At 35.6% G+C, this 26,319-nt stretch carries 23 protein-coding genes; 21 read left to right on the top strand and 2 right to left on the bottom strand.

Annotated elements, in window-relative coordinates:
- The first annotated feature begins 94 nt into the window (after nt 1–94).
- The 14 genes from CHB72_RS04800 to CHB72_RS04745 all read left to right on the top strand — a co-directional run bounded on the left by CHB72_RS04800 (nt 95) and on the right by CHB72_RS04745 (nt 13,413).
- The gene (locus CHB72_RS04800; protein WP_089281719.1) at nt 95–1,771 is read left to right on the top strand and encodes a formate--tetrahydrofolate ligase; all 1,677 of its coding nucleotides are present in this window, start codon (nt 95–97) and stop codon (nt 1,769–1,771) included.
- Nucleotides 1,772–1,902: 131 nt separating this feature from the next.
- Nucleotides 1,903–2,574, top strand: a complete 672-nt coding sequence (locus tag CHB72_RS04795) for a methylenetetrahydrofolate reductase C-terminal domain-containing protein (RefSeq protein ID WP_089281718.1) — start codon at nt 1,903–1,905, stop codon at nt 2,572–2,574.
- A 286-nt stretch (nt 2,575–2,860) separates the two neighbouring features.
- On the top strand, nt 2,861–3,553 hold the full coding sequence (locus CHB72_RS04790; protein WP_089281717.1) for a response regulator transcription factor: 693 nt from the start codon (nt 2,861–2,863) through the stop codon (nt 3,551–3,553).
- 2 nt (nt 3,554–3,555) lie between these two features.
- Nucleotides 3,556–4,977: a sensor histidine kinase gene (locus CHB72_RS04785; RefSeq protein WP_089281716.1), complete on the top strand. Its 1,422-nt coding sequence runs from the start codon at nt 3,556–3,558 to the stop codon at nt 4,975–4,977.
- Between the two features lie 169 nt (nt 4,978–5,146).
- Complete coding sequence (locus tag CHB72_RS04780) at nt 5,147–5,983, top strand: methyltetrahydrofolate cobalamin methyltransferase (RefSeq protein WP_330396979.1); 837 nt, start codon at nt 5,147–5,149, stop codon at nt 5,981–5,983.
- Between the two features lie 405 nt (nt 5,984–6,388).
- Nucleotides 6,389–7,039 (top strand): cobalamin B12-binding domain-containing protein, encoded by a 651-nt coding sequence (locus CHB72_RS04775; protein ID WP_089281715.1) that lies wholly within the window; start codon nt 6,389–6,391, stop codon nt 7,037–7,039.
- Nucleotide 7,040: 1 nt separating this feature from the next.
- Nucleotides 7,041–8,219, top strand: a complete 1,179-nt coding sequence (locus CHB72_RS04770) for a uroporphyrinogen decarboxylase family protein (protein WP_089281714.1) — start codon at nt 7,041–7,043, stop codon at nt 8,217–8,219.
- 14 nt (nt 8,220–8,233) lie between these two features.
- Nucleotides 8,234–8,377: a hypothetical protein gene (locus CHB72_RS26300; protein ID WP_176431199.1), complete on the top strand. Its 144-nt coding sequence runs from the start codon at nt 8,234–8,236 to the stop codon at nt 8,375–8,377.
- A 194-nt stretch (nt 8,378–8,571) separates the two neighbouring features.
- A complete protein-coding gene (locus CHB72_RS04765) occupies nt 8,572–9,738 on the top strand; it encodes an MFS transporter (RefSeq protein WP_089281713.1) in 1,167 nt (388 codons plus the stop codon).
- 398 nt (nt 9,739–10,136) lie between these two features.
- Complete coding sequence (locus tag CHB72_RS27950) at nt 10,137–10,346, top strand: hypothetical protein (RefSeq protein WP_089281712.1); 210 nt, start codon at nt 10,137–10,139, stop codon at nt 10,344–10,346.
- A complete protein-coding gene (locus CHB72_RS04755) occupies nt 10,347–11,525 on the top strand; it encodes a uroporphyrinogen decarboxylase family protein (RefSeq protein WP_242975033.1) in 1,179 nt (392 codons plus the stop codon).
- A gap of 14 nt (nt 11,526–11,539) precedes the next feature.
- Complete coding sequence (locus CHB72_RS26290; protein ID WP_176431198.1) at nt 11,540–11,683, top strand: hypothetical protein; 144 nt, start codon at nt 11,540–11,542, stop codon at nt 11,681–11,683.
- A gap of 358 nt (nt 11,684–12,041) precedes the next feature.
- Complete coding sequence (locus CHB72_RS04750; protein ID WP_089281711.1) at nt 12,042–12,737, top strand: cobalamin B12-binding domain-containing protein; 696 nt, start codon at nt 12,042–12,044, stop codon at nt 12,735–12,737.
- Complete coding sequence (locus CHB72_RS04745) at nt 12,715–13,413, top strand: GntR family transcriptional regulator (RefSeq protein WP_089281710.1); 699 nt, start codon at nt 12,715–12,717, stop codon at nt 13,411–13,413. Before CHB72_RS04750 ends, CHB72_RS04745 begins: the two co-directional genes overlap by 23 nt.
- Nucleotides 13,414–13,631: 218 nt before the next feature.
- On the opposite strand, the gene CHB72_RS04740 is transcribed toward CHB72_RS04745, so the two are convergent.
- Entirely contained in the window at nt 13,632–14,315 is a 684-nt protein-coding gene (locus CHB72_RS04740; protein WP_089281709.1) for a DUF1638 domain-containing protein, read from the bottom strand.
- Between the two features lie 201 nt (nt 14,316–14,516).
- Here CHB72_RS04740 and CHB72_RS04735 point away from each other — a divergent pair, with 201 nt between their 5' ends.
- Nucleotides 14,517–16,361 (top strand): ASKHA domain-containing protein, encoded by a 1,845-nt coding sequence (locus CHB72_RS04735; RefSeq protein WP_089281708.1) that lies wholly within the window; start codon nt 14,517–14,519, stop codon nt 16,359–16,361.
- Nucleotides 16,362–16,372: 11 nt separating this feature from the next.
- Here the strand turns inward: CHB72_RS04735 and CHB72_RS04730 are convergent, their stop codons facing one another.
- Nucleotides 16,373–17,362: a LacI family DNA-binding transcriptional regulator gene (locus CHB72_RS04730; RefSeq protein WP_089281707.1), complete on the bottom strand. Its 990-nt coding sequence runs from the start codon at nt 17,360–17,362 to the stop codon at nt 16,373–16,375.
- Between the two features lie 476 nt (nt 17,363–17,838).
- On the opposite strand from CHB72_RS04730, the gene CHB72_RS04725 reads away from it, so the two are divergent.
- The 6 genes from CHB72_RS04725 (at nt 17,839) to CHB72_RS04695 (ending at nt 26,068) form a co-directional block, all read left to right on the top strand.
- Nucleotides 17,839–19,134, top strand: a complete 1,296-nt coding sequence (locus CHB72_RS04725) for an ABC transporter substrate-binding protein (RefSeq protein ID WP_089281706.1) — start codon at nt 17,839–17,841, stop codon at nt 19,132–19,134.
- A gap of 96 nt (nt 19,135–19,230) precedes the next feature.
- Nucleotides 19,231–20,115 (top strand): carbohydrate ABC transporter permease, encoded by an 885-nt coding sequence (locus CHB72_RS04720; RefSeq protein ID WP_089281705.1) that lies wholly within the window; start codon nt 19,231–19,233, stop codon nt 20,113–20,115.
- Entirely contained in the window at nt 20,115–21,014 is a 900-nt protein-coding gene (locus tag CHB72_RS04715) for a carbohydrate ABC transporter permease (RefSeq protein WP_089281704.1), read from the top strand. Before CHB72_RS04720 ends, CHB72_RS04715 begins: the two co-directional genes overlap by 1 nt.
- Before the next feature lie 91 nt (nt 21,015–21,105).
- Nucleotides 21,106–23,568, top strand: a complete 2,463-nt coding sequence (locus CHB72_RS27215) for a PfkB family carbohydrate kinase (RefSeq protein ID WP_242975032.1) — start codon at nt 21,106–21,108, stop codon at nt 23,566–23,568.
- The gene (galT, locus tag CHB72_RS04700; RefSeq protein WP_089281703.1) at nt 23,555–24,592 is read left to right on the top strand and encodes a galactose-1-phosphate uridylyltransferase; all 1,038 of its coding nucleotides are present in this window, start codon (nt 23,555–23,557) and stop codon (nt 24,590–24,592) included. The genes CHB72_RS27215 and galT overlap by 14 nt, the downstream gene beginning before the upstream one ends.
- Before the next feature lie 57 nt (nt 24,593–24,649).
- Nucleotides 24,650–26,068, top strand: a complete 1,419-nt coding sequence (locus tag CHB72_RS04695) for a glycoside hydrolase family 32 protein (RefSeq protein ID WP_089281702.1) — start codon at nt 24,650–24,652, stop codon at nt 26,066–26,068.
- Nucleotides 26,069–26,319: the final 251 nt, after the last annotated feature.

Below are 26,319 nucleotides of genomic sequence, written 5' to 3'. Positions count from 1 at the left end.
TAATTATTCTATTGTGGACTTTTATGAAATTTTGTTTAATAAACACCATATTTCTTGAAAAATGGTGAAGATATTATATAAGGGGGTTATGAAAATGGGTTTTAAAAGTGATATTGAAATTGCACAAGAGGCACAGCTAAAGGACATAAGAGAAATAGCAGGAAAACTTGATTTGACGGAAGAAAATATCGATCTTTATGGTCGATATAAAGCAAAGGTAGACTACAATCTATTAAAAGAGGAGAAGACTGGGAGAAAAGCAAAGCTGATTTTAGTATCGGCGATTAACCCAACACCAGCAGGAGAAGGGAAAACCACCACCACGATAGGGGTTTCCGATGCCTTATCTAGATTAGGAAAAAAGACAATTGTAGCCTTAAGAGAACCTTCTTTAGGTCCAGTGTTTGGTGTAAAGGGAGGTGCAGCTGGAGGAGGTTATGCTCAGGTAGTGCCTATGGAGGATATCAATCTACACTTTACAGGAGATTTCCATGCTATCGGTGCTGCCAACAATCTATTGGCTGCCATGCTGGATAACCATATTAACCATGGTAACCAATTAGGAATAGACAATAGAAAAATCACATGGCGTAGGGTAGTAGATATGAATGATCGACAACTTAGAAATATCGTCAATGGTATGGGTGGCAAAGGTAACGGCGTAGCACGAGAAGATGGCTTTGATATCACAGTAGCCTCAGAAGTTATGGCAGCCTTCTGCTTAGCCAACAACATCGTAGATTTAAAAGAAAGAATAGGGAATATCATCGTGGCTTATACAAGAGATGACAGACCTATTACCGCTAAAGATCTAAATGCCCACGGGGCTATGGCAGCTCTTTTAAAAGATGCCCTAAAGCCTAACTTAGTCCAAACATTAGAAGGAACACCTGCCTTTGTCCATGGTGGGCCTTTTGCCAACATAGCTCATGGGTGTAACTCAGTAATTGCAACGAAAATGGCAATGCATTTTGCTGATTATGTAGTGACAGAAGCAGGTTTTGGAGCAGATCTAGGAGCAGAAAAGTTCATAGATATTAAATGTAGAAAAGCTGACTTAAAACCCGATGCAGTCATCATCGTAGCCACCGTAAGAGCCTTAAAATATAACGGAGGGGTTGTGAAGGATAAATTAAACGAAGAAAATCTAGAAGCCTTAGAAAAAGGGTTACCCAACCTATTAAAACACGTAGAGAACATCACGAAGGTATTTAAGCTGCCAGCTGTAGTAGCCATCAATAGATTTCCATTAGATACAGAAGCAGAATTAGCACTAGTAAAGAGGAAATGCAAAGAGCTAGGGGTTAATGTAGCCCTATCAGAAGTTTGGGCAAAAGGTGGAGAAGGTGGGCAAGAACTGGCAAAGGAAGTATTAAGATTAGTAGAAGAAGAAAGTAAGTTAGAGTACAGCTATGCTCTCAATATGCCAATTGCAGAAAAAATAGAAGCAATTGCAACTAAAATATATGGTGCAAATGGTGTAGATTTCACACCAGCAACCTTAAAGGAAATAGATAAATTAGAAAAATTAGGGTTTGGTGATCTGCCAATATGTATGGCAAAGACCCAATACTCATTGAGTGATAATCCAAATCTATTAGGAAGACCAGAAGGGTTTAACATTACTGTAAGACAGATTAAAGTGTCAGCAGGAGCAGGTTTTATCGTAGCCCTTACAGGAGAAGTAATGACAATGCCAGGATTACCCAAAGTACCTTCTGCTGAAAGAATTGATGTGGACGAAAAAGGAAGGATTAGTGGACTATTCTAGAAGGACATGTCACTACAAATAACTCAATATTTTTGATAGATAGATTCATCCTTCTGTACAATCTATAAAGATGATTAAATTCTGTAAGCTGTTTAACTTTAAAAACACTGTTCATTTAAGGGGGAATAAAAATGATTATTTCACAAAAAAAGTCTGCTGAGGAGATCTTGAAGTTTTTAGAAAATCATAAAAAAGTGATTATAACAGGCTGTTCCGAATGTGCCACTGTCTGTCAAGCGGGTGGAGAAAAAGAATTACAGGAAATGAAGGAATTTTTAGAAGCAGAAGGTAAAGAAGTATTAGGCCAAATCGTATTGGATGCTGCCTGTAATTTTTTAAATACTAGAAAAAGTCTTAAACAATTGAAGGAAGAGCTTAATGAAACAGATGCCATTATTTCCTTAGCATGTGGTGATGGTACACAAACCATAGCTAAGGCTGCAAAGCCTCAAGTTTACCCTGGAACAGATACAATGTTCATTGGAGAAATAGAAAGAGTTGGACAATACGAAGAAGCCTGTAAAGCCTGTGGAGAATGTGAACTAGGCTGGACTGCTGCTATTTGCCCCATAACAAGATGTGCAAAAGGTCTCATCAACGGCCCCTGTGGTGGAGCAAGAGATAAAAAATGTGAAGTTGGCAATGGAAATGATTGTGCATGGATTATGATCTATGAAAAACTAAAGGATCTAGGGCAGCTAGAAAATATGATGGAAATAAGAGAACCAAAAGATTTTCAAAAATCAAATAATCCTAGAAGAATTAATCTAAGAGAGCAGAAAAAACAAGTTGCCAAAGCTTAAGAGATAAGGGGGTATTCATAACTCAAGCGGTATTTGATTTAGAAATTATGAGGGAATCTAAAGAAAAAACAAAACATTCGGATGACAAGATATTAGCTGGAATCATACCACTAAAATCTGCTGGAATGGCAAAATTTCTTCAAAATCTTATTCTACAATGAATAGATAGAATAGTTTTTACAAATGGAAATAGGGTAAAATAGAAATAATATGTAGCGTTGAAAAACGTTAGCTATTGTAGTATGGTAAGAAATAATAAAGTGTCAAAAGAAACTGGGGTGATTCGATGAGTAATATAGAAAAAAATATTCTTGTGGTAGATGACGAAGAGAGTATTGTAAGTGTAGTAAAGGCTTATTTAGAAAAAGAAGGATATGGAGTCTTTACTGCTTATAATGGCAACGAAGCCTTAGATAGATTTAATCAGGAGATCGTGCATCTTGTCATTTTAGATTTGATGCTGCCAGATTTGTCGGGGGAGGAAGTTTGCAGAAGAATACGTCTCAAATCTCAAGTACCTATTATCATGCTAACTGCAAAGATACAAGAAACAGATAGGATTTATGGACTTGATATTGGAGCAGATGATTACTTAACGAAACCTTTTAGCCCTAAGGAACTAGTAGCCAGAGTAAGGGCAATACTGAGAAGGATAGGAACAGATGAAATCAAGGCAAATATATTAACGTTTTGTGATGGAGATCTAACGATAGAATTAAATCGAATGAAAATTAAAAAACAAGGGAAATTAGTGGACTTAACAGCTACAGAATATAAATTGCTAAGTCTATTGGCTCAAAATATAGGTAAGGTATTTACTCGGGAAGACTTGATTATTAAGGTGTTGGGTTATGATTATGAAGGCTATGATCGAACAATAGATACCCATATTAAAAATTTGAGACATAAAATTGAAGACAAGCACAATAAATACATTTTAACTGTCTATGGTGTAGGATATCAGTTTGTGGGGGATTAAAAATGATAAATAAGCTGAGAACCAGGTTGATCTTACTTATTCTAGGAGGAGCTATTTTTTCAATTATCTTAGTAAGTGTTATTACAAACATAACTTTGTTTGGAAAGTTCGATTTGTATATGAGGGATGAGCAGGAAAATAAGCTGGGAGAAGTAATTCAGTTAATAGAACAATCCTATGTTCTAAATAATGGTTGGACAGATAGAGCTTTGGATAATATAAGGATATCCCCTATCATCTATAGCTTTGATATTGAAATAAGGGATCAGGATAATCATCTTATTTTTTCAGAGTATATGGAAAATGCAATGATTCGAATGCATAGTGAAATGTCAGCAAGAATGGGTCATGGTATGATGCGGAGAAATCATAGTAACATGGTGCAGAATAATCTTCGGGATGAAAATTATACTATAGAGGAATATGCTCTAACAGTTAATAATGAAAGAGTAGGTACCGTTTCAATTGGTCATATAGGACCTTTCCTTGTATCTGAAAGAGAAATAGAATTTGCACGAGGCATGAATACTTCTATATTTTATGGGGCGATTATATCAATCTTAGCTGCAATTTTATTGGGAATGTATTCTACTAAAATTTTTTCAAAGCCGATTTTACAGATTACTGAAGCTGCAAATTCCATAAGAGAAGGGAAATTAAATGACAAAGTAGAGCTAAACAGTAGCATCGTGGAACTACAAGAGCTTTCTCAATCTATTAATCACCTTGCTACATCTTTAAGTGAGCAGGAATTACTAAGAAAGAGATTGACTTCAGATATATCCCACGAGTTAAGAACTCCCTTAACTATATTACAAACACATATTGAAGCAATGAGGGATGGAGTATGGGAGCCTACCCAAGATAAGCTGGAAATTTGCAATAATGAAGTCCTAAGACTAATTAGATTAGTAGAGGAATTAAAGCATTTAACGGATATAGAAAATCATAAACTAACTTTAGAAATTCAACAGTATGCTCTATCTAAAGATTTAACTCAAATAATAGAAAGCTTTCGCTATTCTTTTCAAGAAAAAAGAATTCAATTAAATGCTGATATACAAGAAAAGGTCCAGGTTTATGGAGACAGAGATAAAATTAGACAAGTATTGATCAACATCATATCAAATGCGCTTAAATTTACGAATCCAGAAGGAAAAGTGAGTGTTGTATTGACAGCGGATAATAATCAGATAGTAATAACGATAGAAGATACAGGAATAGGTCTTGATGAGAAGGATCTTCCTTATATATTTGAAAGATTTTATAGAAGTGATTTATCTAGAAACAGAAAAACAGGAGGAGCAGGTATTGGATTAGCTATCGCAAAAAACTTAATAGAGGCGCATGGAGGAAAAATCACAGCAGAAAGTAAAAAAAATGAAGGCACAAAATTTACTGTGTTACTTCCGCAAAAAAGCTAAAAGGAAGTTAGGTAGCGTTTTTGTGTAATCTTCAAAAAATTTTGTTAATTACGCATAAAGCTATTGACGTGTTATGAATATTTGATATAATTAAATCAAACGTATACGTATATACTACTTGTATATACATGTAATTACAAAACGTAATAGTTACTAAAGGGGGGGATTTATGATGATTATTATTGGAGAAAAGGTGAATGGAACCATTCCAAGCGTGAAAAAAGCTATTGAAGGTAAGGATGAAGAATTCATTCGAAATTTGACGATCAAGCAGGTAGAAGCGGGGGCAGACTATATTGATGTGTGTGCCAGTACTGCACCTGAATTGGAAGTTGAAACACTAAAATGGCTGATGGAGATCGTTCAGGATGCAGTTGATAAACCATTGAGTATTGATAGTCCAAATGCAAGAACAATTGAAGCTGTGATGAAGTATGCTAAGAAACCAGGCATCATTAATTCTGTATCTGAAGAGGGACAAAAGTGTGAAGTTATTTATCCCTTAATTCAAGGAACAGAATGGCAGGTAATTGGATTGACCTGTGATAATAATGGTATTCCCTGTGATGTTCAAACAAGGGTAGATATAACTAAGATACTGGTAGAAAAGGCTGAAAAATATGGCATTACACCTGATAGAATACATATTGATCCTTTGGTAATGGCGCTTTCAACAGATAATACATCTTTACTAAGTTTTGTAGAGACAACAAAAACTATCAAAGCAATGTATCCTACTATTAAAGTAACATCTGGTTTAAGCAATATTTCCTTTGGCATGCCATTAAGAAAAGTTGTAAATCAAAACTTTTTAACAATAGCTGCCTTCGTGGGAATGGATTCTGCAATCATGGATTCATGTAATAGAGATATGATGGCTGCACTGTTGGCAACGGAAGCATTGCTAGGAAGAGATAAACATTGTAGAAAATACGCTACTGCCTACAGAAAAAACAAAATTGGACCACTTAAAGAAGCAGAGGCTCCAAAGGCACTAAGTGTTTAGAGTATGTATCATTAAAGTACTAGAGCGTTGAGATTTAGCTAAAGGGAAAAGGTTTTCCTGTGTTAATAAAGTTTAAAATTGGTTATCTATAGACAACCAACCTAAGAACTTAAAATATACATTTTTTTATTTATTGTTATATTGATAGCTAGTGGTAAAGCATAATTTTGATACACACAGGCCTACGGTTTCGCCTCTAGCCGAAAACCACAGCTAGGAACTGCATTTAGTGTATCAAAATTCAAATATGAAACGATAGATTTATCCAGAAATTTCATAGCATAATTGTATATTTTAACTTGGATATCCATATAAGTCGAAGTATGACTTTTAGAATGTTGAAATTGAATCTTAATCACGCTTGTGATCTAGAATAATAAATATTTTAATAAAGGGGGAACTAAAATGAGCGAATTGGCAATGGATTTGAATATGTTAACAGAGGCAGTAGGAGAGCTAGATGAAGACAAGGTATTAGAAATGCTAAAAGAATTTGTAGAATCAAACCCAACAGAAGAAGAAGCAGAAAAAGTAGTAAATGCATGTCAACAGGGGATGGCAATCGTGGGGGATCTGTTTGATAAGGGAGAATACTTTGTTGGAGATTTGATCTTTGCTGGAGAATTGCTTACAAGTGCTATCGATACCCTAAAGCCTGTTATTGGATCAGGAACTACAGAAAAGGTAGGCAGCATCGTTCTTGCTACAGTAGAGGGAGATCTTCATGATATTGGCAAAAACATATTCAAAAGTATGGCAGAAGCTGCAGGTTTTGAGGTGTATGATTTAGGAATAGACCAACCAGCAGCAGCCTTTGTTGAAAAGATAAAGGAAGTGAAACCACAAATTGTAGGTATGAGTGGCGTTCTTACCCTTGCTATCGATTCAATGAAGAACATCATAGATGAATTGAAAAAAGAAGGATTGAAGGATGACGTAAAAATAATCATTGGCGGAAATCCTGTAACCCAGGAAGCTTGTGAACATGTTGGTGCAGATGCCTTTACAACCAACGCTGCAGAAGGGATAAAAATCTGCCAAGGGTGGATGATGTAATATGGCAAGTGCTACAGCAGTGCAAGATGTAAAAGCTTTGCAAGAGGAAAGAACTCAATTGTTTAAAGATGTATTTGATGGCAAGATTCCTAAAAGAGTGCCTGTTAGTCCATCTTTAACCATTGAATTTGCTATACAGTATGCAGGAAAAGATTTAGCAGAAGTGCAATGGGATTATCAGCTGCTTGAAGAAGTATATGAAAAGGTTTGCCAGGATTTTGTTTCTGATACCAATCCAGCAGCAATGAATTTAAGAAATCCTATATTTTATAAACTATTAGGTGCTAGAAACTTTGTTATGAGCTCCGGTGGCTTTATGCAGCATCCCGAGATTCATGGGCTAGAAGCTGAAGAATATGATGATTTTATTGCATCACCCTATGATTGTATTATGGAAAAAATTCTACCTAGAATCTATACAGAGCTAAATGAAAGTCCTGGTAAAAGATCCATAGCATTTGGCAAAGCATTTAAAGCCTATTATGACGAGCTATTTGCTGCTTTAGGGGTAATAGGAAAGCTAACAGATAAATATGGTTATTCTCCTTTAGGAGGAATCGAACTGTTAACAGAAGCCCCCTTTGACTTTGTTGCAGATCAATTAAGAGGATTTAAAGGCATTACAGGAGATCTTAGAAGATGTCCTGACAAGGTAGAAGCTGCTTGTGAAGCAGCGTTGCCATTAATGCTAAAACAGGGCACACCTAATCATCCACCTAGCAAATATGGTGCTGCCTTTATTCCACTGCATATGGCACCATATATACGACCAAAGGATTTTGAAAAATTCTATTGGCCAACCTTTAAAAAGTTAGTAGATGGATTAGCAGACAAAGGACAACCTTCTATGTTGTTTGTTGAACATGATTGGATGCGGTATATTGACTACCTATATGAGCTTCCTGAAAATACTAGAATGTGGTTTGAATACGGTGATCCTAAGCTTGTGAAAGAAAAACTAGGCAAAAAACATATCATTACTGGATTCTATCCGATTGGTTTACTAAAGACAGGTACGAAACAGCAGTGTATTGATAAAGCGAAAGAACTTATTGATATTCTCGCACCTGGTGGAAAGTATTATTTTGGATTTGATAAGGGCGTCATAACCGCGGACAGTGTTAACGTTGATAATCTGAAGGCAGTTCTAGAATATGTAGCGGAAAACGCTAATTATTAGAAGGAGGATGCTACATGGATACAAAATATTATAAAACATGGGAAGCGTATATAGCAGAACATCCAGAGATTGATGAAAAACTTATACCTGTGATGGCTCCTAAAATACAGAGCTATGAGGAAATGATGTTTGGCTTCGTTATGATGTTGTTAATGTAATAAAATAATAAACTTGGGGAGACAGTTGCAATTCTGAGAAATTTGAGGATTGCAACTGTTATTTTGATGAGCATAATAAGATGAAAATTTCATGGAAACTTTCAAATATCTGTTTATGTCTTTATAAAAAGAATTAGCTTTTAAAAAATAAATTGGAAGTAAAGCCTACTAGAAGAAAAGGAAGGACGGAAAATATGAAAAAAAAACTATTAAAGATCACAATATTATCTATATCTTTGTTACTACTGACAGTAACGGCGGCATCAGCTGCATTGGGGGACATAAGCAAGGCATTTCCAAATGCAAATTCTAATACAATTAAACTCATTGTTTCTTTACCCGCATTATTGATTATACCCTTTACGTTGCTATGTGGTAAACTTTCAAATGTTATGGGTAAGAGAAAGCTATTATTTACCGGACTTATACTGTTTTTAGTTGGTGGGGTAGGACCTAGTTTTTCTAATAACTTAACTTTTATATTGTTATTGAGAGCTATATTAGGTATCGGCATGGGCTTTATTATGCCGTTAGCTACGGGGTTAATTGCAGACTTTTATGAGGGAGAAGAAAGGGCTGCTATGATGGGACTGCAAAGTGCTGTGGTAAATATAGGCGCAATTGTCACCAGCTTAATTGCTGGATTTTTAAGTGCAATTAACTGGCATTATGTTTTTCTAGTATATCTTTTGGGTGTGGCAGTACTTTGCTTGACATTTTTCAAGCTGCCGGAACCAGAAAAGCTTCAGTATGCAATTACCGAAAAACAATCATTGAGTTGGTCTATCTATGGTATTGCACTTCTTGCTTTACTATATTCTCTATTGATTTTCTCTTTCTTTACAAATATTGCCATGGTTATAACTGAAGAGCATTTAGGAAATGCTGCTTCTGCAGGAATTGTGATTACCATTATGACGGTTGGTGGGCTCTTGGCAGGGATACTATTTGGGAAAGTGTCACAAACATTAAAACGATTTACGATTCCTCTTAGTGCTGTATTAACAGGGCTTGGTTTTCTTATGTTAAGCTATTCCTATAGCTTTCATTTGATTTTAATAGCATCTCTTCTGATTGGTATAGGATTCGGAACGACAATGCCGGCAGTAATGATGAAAATAGCAGAGAACGCGCCGAAATTTGCAATTACATTAGCGATGGCTGTCGTAACAAGTGCTATGAGTTTAGGACAGTTTGTATCACCATTTGCTTTAACCTTCGTTGAAACGCTACTAGATAGTGGTACAGGAAGGTTCACATTTATTCTTTCGGGAGTAGGGATTCTAATAGGAGGGACAGTGCTACTTTTATTGAATTTACGAGCTAAAACAATGCATGAAAATGTAGGTGAGATTCGTTAAATTTTTTAGAAGAGTTCTATATTTTAGCATCAAATAAGCAATTTAATTATCTAAATATTTAGTCAAATACAGAGAAGTATATTGACCTGTTAAATATATTTGATATAATTAAATTAATGATAGATACAAGTATAAACTTGTATATACATAATCAAGAATAAAGAATATTTTATTAGCAGTGCTATGGGAAATATAGGATAAGAGAGATATAGAGAGAAGTATTATAAGAAAAGAAATTCTAATGCATTGTTCTCATCGATAAGAAAACGTTACCATGACGATTGCTTTATTAACTCAATAGAACTAGATACTGGTTGTTGTCCTTACTGAATTTCAAGTGTATTCTTAATCACGTCAGTGATTTAGAGCAGTACATATTTTAAAGGGGGTAATTTAAAATGGTGGATGCAGTTATGGACTTGAACATTTTGACACAAGCAGTAGGGGAGCTAGATGAGGATAAGGTATTAGAAATGCTAAATGACTTTGTAGGATCGAATCCAACAGAGGAAGAAGCTCAAAAGGAAGCTTGTGAACATGTGGGTGCCGATGCTTTTACAACTAACGCTGCTGAAGGAGTGAAAATATGTCAAGGGTGGGTGATGTAGATGAAGGATATGGCAGCAACTTTAGATAGAACGGCGTTAGCTGAGGAAAGAACTCAATTGTTTAAGGATGTATTTGATGGCAAAATTCCAAAAAGAGTGCCCATTAGTCCATCTTTAACCATTGAATTTGCAATACAATATGCAGGAAAAAATTTGGCAGACGTGCAATGGAATCATTTATTGCTTGAAGAAGTATACGAAAAGGTTTGTCAGGATTTTATTTCCGATACAAATCCTGCAGCAATGAATTTAAGAAATCCTGTGCATTATAAACTATTAGGAGCGAGAAATTTTGTCATGAGCTCTAGTGGTTTTATGCAGCATCCAGAGGTTCATGGACTAGAGGCTGAAGAATACGATGAATTTATTGCATCACCCTATGATTGTATCATGGAAAGAATTTTACCTAGAATCTATACAGAACTAGATACAAATCCTGCACAAAGAGCCATAGTATTTGCAAAAGCCTTCAAAGCCTATTACGATGAATTATTTACCGCTTTAGGGGTAATAGGGAAATTGACTGAAAAATATGGGTATGCTTCTATAGGAGGAATTGAATTATTAACAGAAGCTCCCTTTGACTTTGTTGCAGATCAGTTAAGAGGATTTAAAGGTATAACAGGAGATATTAGAAGATACCCTGATAAAGTTGAGGCAGCTTGTGAAGCAGCGCTGCCATTAATGATTAAACAGGGAATGCCCCCCTATCCTCCAACGAAATATGGTGCTGCCTTTATTCCACTACACATGGCACCCTACATACGTCCAAAGGACTTTGAGAGATTCTATTGGCCAACCTTTAAGAAATTAGTGGATGAACTGGCTGCTAAGGGGCAACCATCCATGCTATTTGTTGAACATGATTGGATGCGCTATATTGACTATTTATATGAGCTGCCTGAAAATACAAGGATGTGGTTTGAATATGGAGACCCTAAGCTTGTAAAAGAAAAGCTAGGTAAAAAACATATAATTAGCGGTTTTTATCCCATTACATTGCTAAAGACAGGAACAAAGCAGCAGTGTATTGATAAAGCAAAAGAGCTTATTGACATTCTTGCACCTGGAGGAAGATATTACTTTGGCTTTGATAAAGGCATCATAACTGCAGATAGTGTTGATCTTGGAAATTTACAAGCGGTTTTAGAATATGTAGCGGAGAATGCTCATTATTAGAAGGGGGATGCTGTATGAATACAAAATATTACAGGACATGGGAAGAGTACAAGGCAGAACATCCAGAAATTGATGAAAGGCTAGAGGGGGTAATGGTCCCCAAAATGCAAAGCTATGAAGAAATGATGTTTGGTTTCGTAATGATGCTGTTAATGTAAATATAATGAAAAAAATAGAACGATGCAGTTGCAATGCTATGATATATATAGATATACGCCTTTAGACTTAAATTTTAATATACACGGTCTACGGTTTCGCCCTCGGCTGAAAACCATAGCCAAGGACTGCAAATGTAGTCCTTAGTATATTAAAATTTAGGGACATATGCCTATAGAGAAGTGCAACTGTTGTTGTTCTAATAATTTTAAGGAAGAATTCTAAGTACAGTAAGAAAATATCGTTATAACTCTTGATTTCTATAGAAGCGAGTATCTATAGAAGTAGGAATCATCTATAACTACATATATAGGTTTTAGCAACAAACACTGAATAAATCAAGAGGTCACGGAGGGTAAAATGGATAATCTAAATGAACTGAAGGAATTAATTATTAAACATGTAGAGGAATTGGATGAGGAAAAGGTAATGGAATTATCTATACAGGCATTAAACGCAGGGATGGAGCCATTATCTCTGATGGAAATAATTAATGAAGGAATGAATAGGGTAGGAAAACTATATGAGAAAAAAGATTATTATATAGCAGATTTGATTATGGCAGGCATTATATTTAGAGAGGTTTTAGAATTAGATAAAATGACAGCCCATTTTCAAGGCAGCCCTAGGGAAAAGATTGGAAAAGTAATTTTAGGCACTGTAGAGGGAGATATTCATGATATTGGAAAGGATATTTTCAAAAGTATGTTAGAAGCAAAGGGGTTTGAAGTAATGGACCTCGGGGTAGATGTCCCGAAAGAAAGCTTTATAAAAGCTGCTTTGGAGAATAAGTCTCATATTATAGGGTTGAGTGGTGCGTTGACCTATACAATAGAAGCCATGAAGGATGTAGTAGATGCTATTGCCAAAGCAGGTATAAGAACCCAAGTGAAGATTATTATAGGTGCGAATCACATCACCATGGATATATGTAAATATATTGGCGCAGATGGTTTTGCAAATGATGCCTCTGTTGGAACGAAGATATGTTTAGAATGGATGAAGGATATAAATAAACAGGGAGTAGTAGAAGATGAAAAGTCCAGTATACATTAAAATCGTTGAAGATATTCGAAATAAGGTTAACAATGGAGAGTTGAAGCCAGGGGATGATTTGCCATCTGAAGCTTCTTTATGTAAAGAATATGCTACAAGTCGTATGACTGTAAGAAAAGGTCTTGCCATTTTATCCAATAATGGATATATATATTCTATTCCAGGAAAAGGCTATTTTGTCGATAAGCCAGAGTACAATAAATATACTCTCTATTATGATGAGATGAATAATCTAATTAATAATGTGGATAATGCAAAGCTGCTGGCAGTAGACATTATTAAACCTGACGAAGGTCTGATTAATAGTTTGCAAATCAGTAAAAATAAAAAGCTAATCATGATTCGTAGGTTGTTTTATACCGATGGAGAACCGATGGCCTATGATATGAAGTACTTACTATATGAAAAAGGAATGCCCATTGTAGAAAAGGAAATTGAACATGCTACTTTTCCTGAAATGATATCAAAGAGGACTTCTCTTTATGGATCAAAGAAAGAACTGGTGATTTATGCTAAAGCTCCAGAAGAGAGGACGAAAAAGCTGCTTAATATATCCGATGACCTTGCTTTATTGATAGTAGAACAAAAGCTATATGATAATAAGGATAGACCAATAGGATTAGGAACTACCTATTTTAGAGGAGATTATATTAAATTGCAGGGGTTCAGTGAATAATTTGCAAAATCTTGTATCAAGGGTTACTTATCTAGGGTAGCCTATTTTTCTTATGAAATTATAGTAATTATATTGAAAATAACAGACTTTAATAGATATACATAGATTTAATCATATTAATAAAATGGTACTAAAAAATTAGTACCATTTTATTAAAAGAAGATCAAAGCATATTTGTGGAAGTTAATATACAAAAAATATTAGGGAGCATAGAAGATTTAAAGAGATTTAACGGGCTTCAATACTTCGCTATGAATATGGGAAAGTGCAACCGTCTCACCAGGTTGGATTACTACAAATTCTTCATCCCATGGACCGATTAAGAGCTTTTTCATATAGCGGAGTTCTCCAGGAACCACTTGATGTGTTAGCTTTAGATCATTTGCAATTAGTTTGGTTTTTTCTATGAAAGCATCTAAGTTATAAGCACCGGTTTCTACAACAGCTAATCGTTCATAATGCTGAAGCATCGCTTTAAATATTCTATCGGCTTTTGTTTTTCCATACTTTTTTACAGTAGCTTGGTATTCCACCCATATATTTGTTTCATAATCCAGCCAACCTTTTGTAAGAAAATAGGTACCCATTTCATCAGAAATTTCTTTGCGTTTTTGACAAGAACCTAATAACAAAGTTATGCAATCATCTACACGAGGAAAAATCAGTTTATAGTTAGGAGCGGTAATTCCAAGAAGAGAGTTACCACAAAAACCAAAAACCAAAATAACTTGGTCTACATTAGATATGTGATTCAGTTCCTCCTGTAGTCGTTTTCTCAATAATTCAGGAAAATTGTGTAATCCTGAGTCAATCCATAATATAGGATAATTGCAATCGATTTTCTTTACTATCATATTCAGTTCATCTGCGATTGTTCGACAAGCGATAATTAGAGTATTCAAAATAATCTCCCCCTTTTGATAATTATACTAAATTTTTCACTAGTGTGTAAATTACAATAAAAAATTATTCATAGGTAGGGAATCACGACCTTGTCATCCCGCAAAATGTTTCAAGCAGTTAGAAGATACGTTTATATCTATTTATAGAATATTGAATGATTAAATTATCTTAAGCTTTACAGAAAAAGGAGAGTGAAGACTTTGAAGCAATATAGAGTATTGATTCAACCAGAAGGACGTCAAATTGATGTTCAAGAGGGAAGTACCTTGATGAAGACACTAAAGGAGGCAGAAATAGACTTAGATTTTCCCTGTGGAGGAGGGGGAAAATGTGGAAAGTGTCGGGTTAGGATATTGGAAGGAAACGTTGAATCCAGTGATATGGAAAAAAGATTTCTGCAAGAAAAAGAAATACAGGAGGGAATCCACCTTGCCTGTTTTACAAAAATTTATAGTGATATTTCTGTAGAGGTTTCTAAATATAACCCTTCTCAACACAATATTCTGTTAGCGAATCAAGAGATGCAGGTTAAGATTGAACCTCATATTTGCAAAAAATATGTTGAAATAGAAAAACCATCCCTAGGAGATCATCGTTCAGATTGGAATCGGCTTTGCGATAAGCTGATTAAACAGAGCCTTGAAGATATTAGAAAACTGGAAGCTGATATTCAACTACTAAGAAAGCTGCCAGAAACCATCAGGGAAGCTAAATACAATCTTACTGCGGTTACATATGGATGTGAAGTTCTGGAAATAGAAGGTTCAGATACAACCCAAAGGATGCTGGGGATGGCTTTTGATATTGGGACTACTACTGTTGTTGGATATCTCATGGAGCTCAATGAAGGAAAGGAACTAAGCGTTGTTTCTACTTTGAACCCACAGACCAAATACGGTGCAGATGTTATTACTCGCACTAACTTTGCAAGTCGAGGGGACAGTGGACTTAAAACCCTGCAATCTGCTATGATCAAATCAATAAACAATTTGATTACTGAGGCTGTTGAAAAAGCTGGCGTAGATAGAGGGGATATCTATGCTATAACCATTGCTGGGAATACCTGCATGCATCATCTCTTTCTGGGACTTAGTCCCCGGTACATTGGACAGTCCCCCTATATACCTGTCATTAGTGAACCAGTAGTGCTAGGTGCTGCTGATTTACATATTGACATGAATGAAGTAGGAAAGGTTCTCGTATTGCCCAACATAGCGGGCTTTGTTGGGGCAGATACAGTAGCTGTTCTTTTGGCTACGGAGATGGATGCAAGTGAAGATATTAAACTAATGATTGATATTGGTACCAATGGAGAAATTGCACTTGGAGGAAAAGATAAGTTATTTGCTTGTTCTGCAGCAGCAGGACCTGCTTTCGAAGGGGCTCAAATCAGCAGTGGAATGAGAGGAGCTGTAGGGGCTATTGACCACATCAGCTTTGACAAAACACTTTCCTATTCAGTAATAGGAGGGGTAAAACCACAGGGGATTTGTGGATCAGGCCTATTGGATGCAGTTGCAGGCCTTTTAGATTTAGGTATGATTGACAAAAGAGGAAATTTTATTAGCCAGGAAAAAGAGAAAAAACCTGAAGCAGAAGCCTTTATAGGGCATATAGTCCAGCATGAAGGGATGAAAGCTTTTTTATTGGTAGACGAAGCTTCAACCTCTCATGGGAGACCTATCTTGATTACACAGCAGGATATCCGTCAGCTTCAGCTGGCAAAGGGGGCAATGGCAGCAGGCATAAAAATTCTTCTTGAAAAACAAGGGATTTCTGTGGAGGATGTAAAGGAGGTTTTACTTGCAGGAGCCTTTGGAAATTATCTAAATCCCCATAGCGCTTGTGGTATTGGACTTATTCCTAAAGAATTAGAGGGTAAGATTAAAATGATAGGAAATGCTGCTGGTACTGGTGCAAAATTGGCGCTTCTTTCTGCTAACCAGTATAAACGGGCAGCTAGCATTGCTGCCTCTGTAGAATATGTAGAGTTAGCTAGTTACCCAGGCTTTACAAATATTTTTGCTAAATCTATGTATTTATAGCAGTTTAAAATCTATGTTGTTTCTCCTTCTACCAACTCAATATCCACTACAGTGTTATTGATATCATCATTATTTCCATTTTCAATCAAGTTGATAATGGTTGAGCATAACATCTTACCAATTCGATCAATAGGTTGTTTGATGGTGGTCAGCTTGGGGGTTTGCAGCATACGTGTAAAGCTATGATAATCATATCCTATAATCTTAAGCTCATCAGGAACTTTAATGCCGTTTTTCATAGCGTAAATGTAAAGAGCATAGGCAACAATGTCATTACTACAGAATATGCCATCAATGGTAGGGAGATATTTAGAAACGTGATCTACAATAAAGTCCATAAAGTAATCAAAAGTAAGCTTATTGTGGTCACCCTCAATAAGCCTGAAGTCAATATTATGCTTCATGCAGGTAAGCCTAAAAGCATCCCCTCGACGATTTGGCAGAGAATCGAACTTTAAAGGGCCAGAAATATGAAGTAAACGCTTACACCCTTTACTGATAAGATATTCGGTAGCGATTTCACCACCCCGGTAATTATCGGAGGCAACGTAGGGGATATTATTGGATATAACACGATCAAAAGAAACAACTGGAAAATTTAGCTTTTTATATTCCTCTATATCCAATGTATGACTACACATAATAATGCCATCTACTCTATTTTGACGAAGCATACTAATGTATTTTGCTTCTTTATCTCCGTCACCCAAAGAATTGCAAATAAGAATTTTATAGTTTAGGTTATTGGCATAGAGCTCCACATATTTGATTAATTCAGAGAAAAAGGGATGAGCAGAATCCGGGACAATTACACCAATAAGAAATGATTGGTTTTTTAATAGAGCTCTGGCAATTTGATTAGGCTGATAATCGATTGCCACCATCGCATCCTCTACTTTTTTACGAGTGGCCTTACCGATATAGCCCTTATTATTTAAAACCCGAGAGACTGTTGTTACGGAAACACCAGCCTTTTTTGCCACATCTTTTATATTAGTCATGATATCCTCCTCTTCTATTTCCTACTATATCTACCCAAATTATACTACACATTATTATAAATTGCACTAGTAGTTATGGAATATATGTGGAAACATTACCACAAAAACAAGCAAATCAGCATGATAAAAATAGACGGAAGTATGTAATTAGATTTTCTTTAAAGTGCATCAGTTATTTTGAAATGAAATTATAATGTATTTAGATAGATAAATTAGAATATTGATTTTAAAGGAATGTATGCCTGATAATGAAGAGAAAAATAAGGTGATTTACATGTAGTGTGATGAAAATCTGAAGGCAACTATTGCAAGTAGCGGCGAAATAAGTTTATAGATTTTTCAAAAAACTTTTATGAAAACGTTTGACATATTATTATTCATATTATAAAATGCAGGTATAGGATTTTAGAAAAATTAGGCAGCATTAACGAATCTATGAAAAAGTGATTTTAAAGAAATTAATAAGGGGGATGTTCATGAAAAAATTATTAGCGTTATTTCTTGTCTTAGTATTAACAACGACAACATTGATGGCCTGCAGGGAAGATTCATCTCAAGAAGCATCTTCAGGCGATAGGGTAGATATCTCTATTTTATTATCGAAGCCAGAGATTGCTAGACAATTCGAAGAAACAATTGAGGCATTTACTAAGGAGAATCCAAACATAAGAATCTCACTTGTGCCGCTGGCAGGACAAAATGCCTATGAAAAAATGACTGCTTTATATTCTTCGGGAAATGCAGCAACGATTATGATGATGGGACAGGAGTTTGATCCTTTTAAGGATAGATTATTGGATGTGTCTGATCAACCGTGGGTTAAAAATGCTTTGTCAGGCACTACTGATTTTGTAACAATCGATGGTAAAATTTACGGTATGCCTGTAACCGTTGAGGCTTTTGCATACATATACAATAAGAAAGCAATAGAAGAAGCTATTGGAGGTTCCTTTGATTACAAGAGTATCCGAACTGGTGATGATTTGAAAAAACTATTTGACAAATTAGCGTCAGCGGATAAAATGGAGGCTATCCATGTTTCACCTATGGATTGGTCCTTAGGGGCTCACTTGAGCAATGTCTTCTTTACAGCTCAATCAAGTAATCGTAACGATAGACACCAATTTATGCAGGACTTAAAAGATGGAAAGGTAAGCTTAGCTGATAATGATGTATTTAATGGATGGTTAGATACCTTTGACTTAATGAAAGAATATAATAATGCTAAAGGAGGACCTTTAGGACCTCAGTACGATGATGGACCCATTGCTTTAGCTAGAGGAGAAGTTGGATTATGGTTTATGGGTAACTGGGCATATCCGCAAATTCACGAGATAGATCCGGAGGGAGAATATGGTTTTATACCTGTACCAATAAGCAACGATGCTAATGACTATGGAAACAGCCATTTATCAGTTGGAGTTCCTTCCTATTGGACGATTGATGAATCTCAATCCACTAAAGAACAACAGGAAGCAGCTAACAAGTTTTTAAACTGGTTAGTGTCTAGTGAAACAGGACAGAAATACTATGTAGAGAAGCTAAATTTAATTCCAGTATTCGATAATTTTGAAATAAAACCAGAAGATTCATTATCTCTCTCCATTCTTGAATATATGGAAGCTGATAAATCTATGGAATGGATGAATACCTACTATCCTGCTGATGGCTGGCCTACAATGGGAGCTTCATTACAAAAATACTTAGGTGGACAAATTAACCGCGATGAATTAACTAGTGAAATTGAAAATTATTGGAAGAACGCTGAATAAAAATTAAAAATTTGATAGGAATTACAAATGAGTGGGGTAAGCAGGGGATGGCTTATCCCACTCATGTTAGTAAAATATGTTTTGGGGGGCGGTAAAATGTATGCTGAAAAAAGATTATCCCAAAGACTAAAGATATTTTGTATGTTTGGACTAATACCATTATTTGCTTTTTCAGCTGTTGTTATTATTCCTTTTGCAATGGGGGCATTTATGACCTTAACCAATTGGAGTGGACTGTCGGGAGGATTTGAATTTACAGGTCTTAGGAACTATACAACTGCATTATCAGATCCTACCTTTTGGAATTCATTGCTCTTGACATTAAAATATGTAGTATTCACAATGATTCTAACAAATGTACTTGCTTTTGGTATTGCTTTATTAGTGACCGGTGGGCTAAAGAGTCAAAACTTCTTTAGAGCCGGCTTTTTCACCCCTAATTTGATTGGCGGGGTAATTTTAGGTTTTATCTGGCAATTTATATTTTTACGAGTAATCGTATATATGGGAGTTGCATTAGATTTAGAAATATTCTCCTATTCCTGGTTAGGGGACCCTAAAAAAGCTTTTTGGGCACTTGTGATCGTTGGTGTATGGCAAAGCTCAGGATATATGATGCTGATTTATATTGCAGGATTAATGGGAATAGATAAATCCATATTAGAGGCTGCAGATCTTGATGGAGCTTCAAAATGGCAGCAATTATTAAAAATTAAAATTCCTTTAATGGCTCCGGCCTTTACTATTAGCTTGTTTTTAACCCTACAACGAAGCTTTGTGGTTTATGATACCAATCTATCATTGACAAGAGGAGGACCCTTTAGGTCTACAGAGTTGGCAGCAATGCATGTATATAATGAAGCCTTTTTATATCAGAACTATGGTCCAGGACAGGCAAAGGCAATTATATTATTTCTAATTGTAGCCATCATCGCAATCAGCCAGGTTAGTGTGATGAAGAAGATGGAGGTGGAATCATAATGGATACAGAGAAAAATATCAATTTATCTCAGCGTCAGCTAAAAACCAAATCGCAACCAGTTTCCCCTAAGTTGAATCATATAAAAAATATTAAATCATGGGGAATATTTATGGCAGCCTGTGTACTATTTGTTTTATACATATTTCCCTTTGCTCTGATTCTAATTAACTCATTTAAAAGCCGACTTGAAATTGTGGATAGTCCCTTAGCTTTACCAAGTGGGTTAAATTTTGATAACTATAGAGAAGCCTATAAAACAATGAATTTTACAACAGCTATTCTAAATTCATTCATAATTACTGTGGTCTCTGTAACACTGATTATTGTATTTTCATCAATGTTAGCCTACTTTTTAGTGAGATGGCGTTGGAAAATCAATAATATTATACTATTAGGATTAATAGCTTCCATGATTATTCCATTTCAGGCCCTGATGATTCCTTTTGTTTCTATTTACGGAAGATTGGGATTATTAAATAGCAAATGGACCTTGTCCTTCTTTTATCTAGGATTTGGCGTTAGCTTAGCCACCTTTATGTATCATGGGTTTATAAAGAGTATTCCAGTGGAGCTAGAGGAGGCAGCACTTATTGATGGGGCTTCTAGGCTGCAGGTCTTCTGGAAAATTGTATTTCCTATACTAAAGCCCATCACAACAACCATTGCTATTCTAGACGTATTATGGATCTGGAATGATTTCTTACTACCATCCCTTGTACTGGTATCGGATGAACAGCGAACATTACCATTATCTACATTCTACTTTTTTGGCAAGTATACATCCGATTTTGGCCTAGCGATGGCAGGCTTGGTACTATCTATTATTCCTGTCATTATCTTTTACATAATTATGCAGAAACAAATTATTAAAGGTGTAATTGATGGGGCAATTAAATAACAAAGAAATTTCAGAAACCCTCTTGGATGGCATTAGCTATTTGAGAATAAGCAGAAGAATATATTTAAGGCATATTAAAGGAAGTGACTAAATGGATCATATTATATTTAGAAATTGGGAAGAAAAAACCTATGATGTTGTTGTTATAGGAGAAATATTGATTGACATGATTTCTGAGGAATACACCGAGGATTTTAATTGTGATATCTACAAAAAATATTTTGGAGGATCTCCAGCAAATATTGCTATGAACACTAAAAATCTAGGACTTAACTCCAGCATTATTAGCTGTGTTGGCAACGACGGACTGGGAGTTTTCTTGTTAGAGCAAATGAAGCAACGGGGAATTGACATCTCAAATGTGCAGATATCGGAAAATCCAACCTCTATGGTGCTGTTAACCAAAAGTCAGGGAAGTCCTATTCCTATTTTCTACCGAGGAGCAGACTATCAAATACATTTAAATGAAACAATTGAAGAAATCATAAAAAAGACAAAGATTATTCATTTTTCTACTTGGCCAATTTCAAAGGAGCCTTCAAGAAGTGCCATTGAAAAGATTATTGAGATAGCAAAAGCAAACAATACGCTGGTGGCTTTCGATCCTAACTATCATCCCGCATTATGGGAAAAGGAATATGACAGCATTCAGTATGTAAAGGAAATCATTAAGAAAGTAGATATTATTAAGCCAAGTGAAGATGATGCTCGGCGTTTATTTGGAGAAGGAACTATTGAAGAATATTTAAATAAGTATATAAATTTAGGACCTAAGCTTGTGGTGATGACATTGGGGAAAGAGGGTCTGATTGCTTCCGATGGAAAAGAGTACATTAGGCTTAGCACAATGGCAGATAGGGTAGCTGATGCAACGGGGGCAGGAGATGCCTTTTATTCAGGCTTTTATGCAGGGATTATTAAAGGATTTCAAATCAAAAAGGCAATAGAATTGGGGAATGCTACCAGTGCCTATAAGTTAAAATATACCGGGGCAGTAGTGGATTTACCTAAAATTGAAGAAATACAAAGGTTGTATAATTTATGGGGGGACAAAACAATGCATGTTATCTTTTTAAATCCACAGGGTAATTTTGATAAAAAGGATTCCTACTGGACGGAGCATCCTGATTTTGGAGGACAGTTAGTCTATGTAAAAGAAATAGCATGTGCTATGGCAAAGCAAGGACATAGGGTAGATATCCTCACCCGACAAATTATTGATGAGGATTGGCCAGAATTTGCTGATGAATTTGACCAGTATGATGGTGTAGAAAACCTAAGAATTATTAGAATTCCTGCTGGACAAAAAGAATTTCTACAGAAGGAGCTATTATGGGAATATCTAAGTGAATGGGTGGATAACATTATCAACTTTTATCAAGAGGAGGGTGATATGCCGGATTTTGTTACAACCCATTATGGAGATGGTGGTATTGCCGGGGCAATCATGTATCAAAGAACAGGAATTCCCTTTTCCTTTACGGCACATTCCCTAGGAGCTCAAAAGATGGATAAACTAGGAGTAGATATAACAAATATGGAAGAAATGGAGAAAAAGTATCACTTTACAAAGCGAATTATGGCAGAAAGAATTGCTATGGCTAATTCTGCAATTAACTTTGTTTCTACTTCCCAGGAGCGAGATGAACAGTACACCCATTTGACATATAAGGGAGCAGGAGATATGGATAATCCTCAAAAATTCAGAGTAGTGGCACCAGGGGCTAATACAGAGGTCTTTAGTGCTACAAAAGGAAATAAAGAGGATAAAGTGGTAGCTCAATTTATTAAGGAAATGTTTCAGCGGGATTTAGATAAAGACCGACAGGAATTGCCTGCAATTATTGCAGCTAGTCGTCTAGATCCTAAGAAAAATCATGTTGGATTGGTAAAAGCCTTTGCTAAAAATAAAGAACTACAACAAAAGGCGAATTTAGTAATTACTCTAAGGGGTATTGAAAATGCCTTTGAAGACTATTCTTTTGTGAAGTCTCATGAAAAGGAAATTCTGGATGGGATTATGGAAATTATTGATGAATACCAATTATATGGTAAGGTTTCGATGTTTAGTATCAATTCCCAGGGACAATTAGCTGCCTGCTATCGACAACTGGCATCTTATAATTCCATTTTTTGTTTAACTGCTGTTCATGAGCCCTTCGGTTTAGCACCTATTGAGGCAATGAGCTGTGGACTGCCGGCGGTGGTAACAAAATATGGAGGTCCCAGCGAGGTGTTGTATGAGGATGGAGAGGAATATGGGGTACTGATAGATCCTTTTAATAGCCAAGATATTGCAAAGGGAATCTTGAAAGTATTAGAAAATTATAGCTTTTATAAAAAACAAGGAATTCAGCGGGTTAAATCAAAATACACATGGGATGCAACGGCTGCTAATTATGTGAAAGCAATAGAGGAAATATTAGAGAATAAAAAGGATGATAGAAATATGGAAATCCATCCATACTTTTTGGACCTATCTAATGAAAATACAATTGGATTAGATTGGTTAGAGAAAGTTTATTTAGGTGGTGAAGTGAATGTCGGAGTTTAGAAAAGATCCCTTTACCAATCGTCAGGTTATTATCGCTCAGGAAAGAGGGAGACGTCCTAATGCCACACAATCTGGTGAGGACTCTGAACTAGAAAAGAATCAGTATGAGGAAAAATGTTTTTTTTGCTTAGGAAACGAAAATTTAACACCTCAGGAAACCTTTGAAATAAAAAACAATGAACACTGGTTAGTGAGAGTATTTCCAAATAAATTCCCTATTTTACTATCAAATAACGAGGCTAATGATCATGATAAGGAAGAATTATTTGAAGCTGTAAGAGGAAAGGGAATACATGAAGTTATTGTAGACCATTATGCCCATAATAAGCATTTTTTCAATATGACAAGGGATGAGTTCGGAAACATGCTGTTAGCTTATAAAAATCGTTATAATGCTTGTTATGGTGTGGAAGATACAGCCTATGTCAGTCTTTTCAAAAACTTTTTGAAAAAAGCAGGGGCCTCTCTTTCTCATCCTCATTCTCAAATTATCTCAATGCCAATTATTCCACAAGAGATTTTGATTGAGGTTGAAAACTGTGATAGATTTTATGAGAAAAACAAAAAGAGTCTGCATGAGGCAGTTATCATCAAGGAAAGAAACAAAAATGAGCGTTTGATTTATGAAAATAAAAACTTTGTTGTGATGGCACCATTTGCCAGTATGTATAACTATGAGGTTGAAATTATACATAAGCATATTGGTTTATTTAAAGACATGGATGAGGAGTTAATGAATGAGTTATCAGAGGTATTTTATCTTTTGTTTCAAAAATATAATGAGGTTTTAGGGCCAATTCCATTTAACTTATTTTTGCATACGCCTCCTAAAAACCATGAAAAAGCAAAGTTTCACTGGCATTTTCACATTACACCTCGATTATCAAACCAAGCGGGATTTGAGTTATCAACGGGGGTCTATGTAAATGCTGTGTCTCCAGAGGATGCTGCTAATGATTTAAGGATAACCTCAAGGGGAAAAAATGATATTTCTTATGATGGAATGAATCTTAATATAATATAAGTGATGTATCAAATCTATCATAAATTGTTTGTATTTCTTAAGGAGGGGATTGGCTAGATGATACTTAAAAGCAAAAGACCATTGTTTCACCTGACCCCCAAGGAAAATTGGATGAATGACCCTAATGGTTTTTCTTATTTCAAAGGTGAATACCATTTATTTTATCAATATTATCCCTACAATCCATATTGGGGAGATATGCATTGGGGACATGCCAAGAGTAAAGATCTGATGTCCTGGGAGCATTTGCCTATTGCCTTAAGACCAGATATGGAATTTGATCAAGACGGATGTTTTTCAGGGAGTGCTGTAGAAGATGATGGGAAATTGCATATCTTCTATACGGCAATAAGATATTCTAAAAGCAGTATAAGTCAGAGTGGTAATAAAATACCTGCCGATGAAAAATCTCTGATTTCAACTCAAGCCTATGCCTTTACAGAGGATGGTATTCATTTCAAAAAAAAGAAGGAGCCAATTATAGCCTGTCCTAAAGAGGTAGGGGACGAAGCCTATTTTAGAGACCCTAAGGTATGGAAAAAAGACCAGTATTGGTATATGGTGGTGGGATCTAAATCCTTAGATAAAGAGCAGGGAAACATATTGGTGTATAAAAGCAGCAATTTAGTGGATTGGCAGTATCTTTCATCTATTACCAAGGGCGATATAGGAAGAATGTGGGAATGTCCAGATTTATTTGAGTTGGAAGGAAAAGATATTTTTTTATTTTCTCCAATTGATGGTGGAGAGGATGAACAAAAAAATATAGCTTGCTATTATACTGGAAGCTTTAATTATGAAAAGGGAGACTTTAAATTTGAAGATTTTGATATGCTTGATTATGGCTTTGAATATTATGCTCCTCAATCAATGCTGGATTCTAAGAACAGAAGAATTCTGGTGGGGTGGCTGGTAATGGAGGAGCCACTTGATGCAAATGAGAACTGGACAGGTATGATGACACTGCCACGAGTGCTGTCATTGAGAAATGGCAGACTTCAATTTGATGTGGTTGATGAAATCAAATCCTACCGCAGGGAGTCTTTACAAAAAAAAGATGTAGTAGTGAACAAGCAGTATGAATTAAATTTTCAGCATGAAAATACCTTTGAAATGAATTTAGAGGTAGAGATTAAAGACAATTTTGAACTGCAGCTATTTTCCGATGAAAAAAAAGGGTTGAAGCTAAGCTATAATTCTAAGAATCGGCAAGTTGTGATAAACAGAGAAGATGTGATGAATGATAGTAAGGCAATGGTTTTCGGCAAGGAAAGAAAATCACCACAATTATTAGTCAATAATAATTTAAAATTAAGGATATTTGCTGATAAATCCGTGGTGGAAGTATTTATCAATGACGGACAGTATGTTATGAGTGCTATTGTAAACCCCAGGGAGGAGCAAAAGAAAATCATAGTAAAGGGAAATAGCCCTCTTAAAAATATTGAAATTTGGAGACTTGAAAAAATTTTTTAAAGTAAAAAAATTTAAAATTATACTTTGTAAGCAGCTTCAAATAGATTTGTTGAATAGCTATTTTTCTCAGCTAGACTACAAAGTTTTACAGTGTAGAGGCGATTTGGATACGCCTTGTTGTTTACAACAGAATCCTACGATTTTAATCGTGAGAGGTTCAAAGCAGTTAGTATAATATAGATATAACCTCATAAAGCTGCCAGAGCTTGTTTCATAGATGGCTAGCACTTTTTGGGAAGCTTGTTTTTCGA

The sequence above is a fragment of the Anaerovirgula multivorans genome, assembly GCF_900188145.1.
In the GTDB taxonomy this organism is placed as follows: domain Bacteria; phylum Bacillota; class Clostridia; order Peptostreptococcales; family Natronincolaceae; genus Anaerovirgula; species Anaerovirgula multivorans.
The sequence above is the reverse complement of the archived record's forward strand: the minus strand, read 5'-3'. Positions and strand labels throughout refer to the sequence as shown.

Bases quoted from the DNA above. Each gene is read 5' to 3' on its own strand.
- CHB72_RS04800 (WP_089281719.1), top strand. From the start codon at position 95: ATGGGTTTTAAAAGTGATATTGAAATTGCACAAGAGGCACAGCTAAAG.
- CHB72_RS04795 (WP_089281718.1), top strand. From the start codon at position 1,903: ATGATTATTTCACAAAAAAAGTCTGCTGAGGAGATCTTGAAGTTTTTA.
- CHB72_RS04790 (WP_089281717.1), top strand. From the start codon at position 2,861: ATGAGTAATATAGAAAAAAATATTCTTGTGGTAGATGACGAAGAGAGT.
- CHB72_RS04785 (WP_089281716.1), top strand. From the start codon at position 3,556: ATGATAAATAAGCTGAGAACCAGGTTGATCTTACTTATTCTAGGAGGA.
- CHB72_RS04780 (WP_330396979.1), top strand. From the start codon at position 5,147: ATGATGATTATTATTGGAGAAAAGGTGAATGGAACCATTCCAAGCGTG.
- CHB72_RS04775 (WP_089281715.1), top strand. From the start codon at position 6,389: ATGAGCGAATTGGCAATGGATTTGAATATGTTAACAGAGGCAGTAGGA.
- CHB72_RS04770 (WP_089281714.1), top strand. From the start codon at position 7,041: ATGGCAAGTGCTACAGCAGTGCAAGATGTAAAAGCTTTGCAAGAGGAA.
- CHB72_RS26300 (WP_176431199.1), top strand. From the start codon at position 8,234: ATGGATACAAAATATTATAAAACATGGGAAGCGTATATAGCAGAACAT.
- CHB72_RS04765 (WP_089281713.1), top strand. From the start codon at position 8,572: ATGAAAAAAAAACTATTAAAGATCACAATATTATCTATATCTTTGTTA.
- CHB72_RS27950 (WP_089281712.1), top strand. From the start codon at position 10,137: ATGGTGGATGCAGTTATGGACTTGAACATTTTGACACAAGCAGTAGGG.
- CHB72_RS04755 (WP_242975033.1), top strand. From the start codon at position 10,347: ATGAAGGATATGGCAGCAACTTTAGATAGAACGGCGTTAGCTGAGGAA.
- CHB72_RS26290 (WP_176431198.1), top strand. From the start codon at position 11,540: ATGAATACAAAATATTACAGGACATGGGAAGAGTACAAGGCAGAACAT.
- CHB72_RS04750 (WP_089281711.1), top strand. From the start codon at position 12,042: ATGGATAATCTAAATGAACTGAAGGAATTAATTATTAAACATGTAGAG.
- CHB72_RS04745 (WP_089281710.1), top strand. From the start codon at position 12,715: ATGAAAAGTCCAGTATACATTAAAATCGTTGAAGATATTCGAAATAAG.
- CHB72_RS04730 (WP_089281707.1), bottom strand. From the start codon at position 17,362: ATGACTAATATAAAAGATGTGGCAAAAAAGGCTGGTGTTTCCGTAACA.
- CHB72_RS04725 (WP_089281706.1), top strand. From the start codon at position 17,839: ATGAAAAAATTATTAGCGTTATTTCTTGTCTTAGTATTAACAACGACA.
- CHB72_RS04720 (WP_089281705.1), top strand. From the start codon at position 19,231: ATGTATGCTGAAAAAAGATTATCCCAAAGACTAAAGATATTTTGTATG.
- CHB72_RS04715 (WP_089281704.1), top strand. From the start codon at position 20,115: ATGGATACAGAGAAAAATATCAATTTATCTCAGCGTCAGCTAAAAACC.
- CHB72_RS27215 (WP_242975032.1), top strand. From the start codon at position 21,106: ATGGATCATATTATATTTAGAAATTGGGAAGAAAAAACCTATGATGTT.
- galT (WP_089281703.1), top strand. From the start codon at position 23,555: ATGTCGGAGTTTAGAAAAGATCCCTTTACCAATCGTCAGGTTATTATC.
- CHB72_RS04695 (WP_089281702.1), top strand. From the start codon at position 24,650: ATGATACTTAAAAGCAAAAGACCATTGTTTCACCTGACCCCCAAGGAA.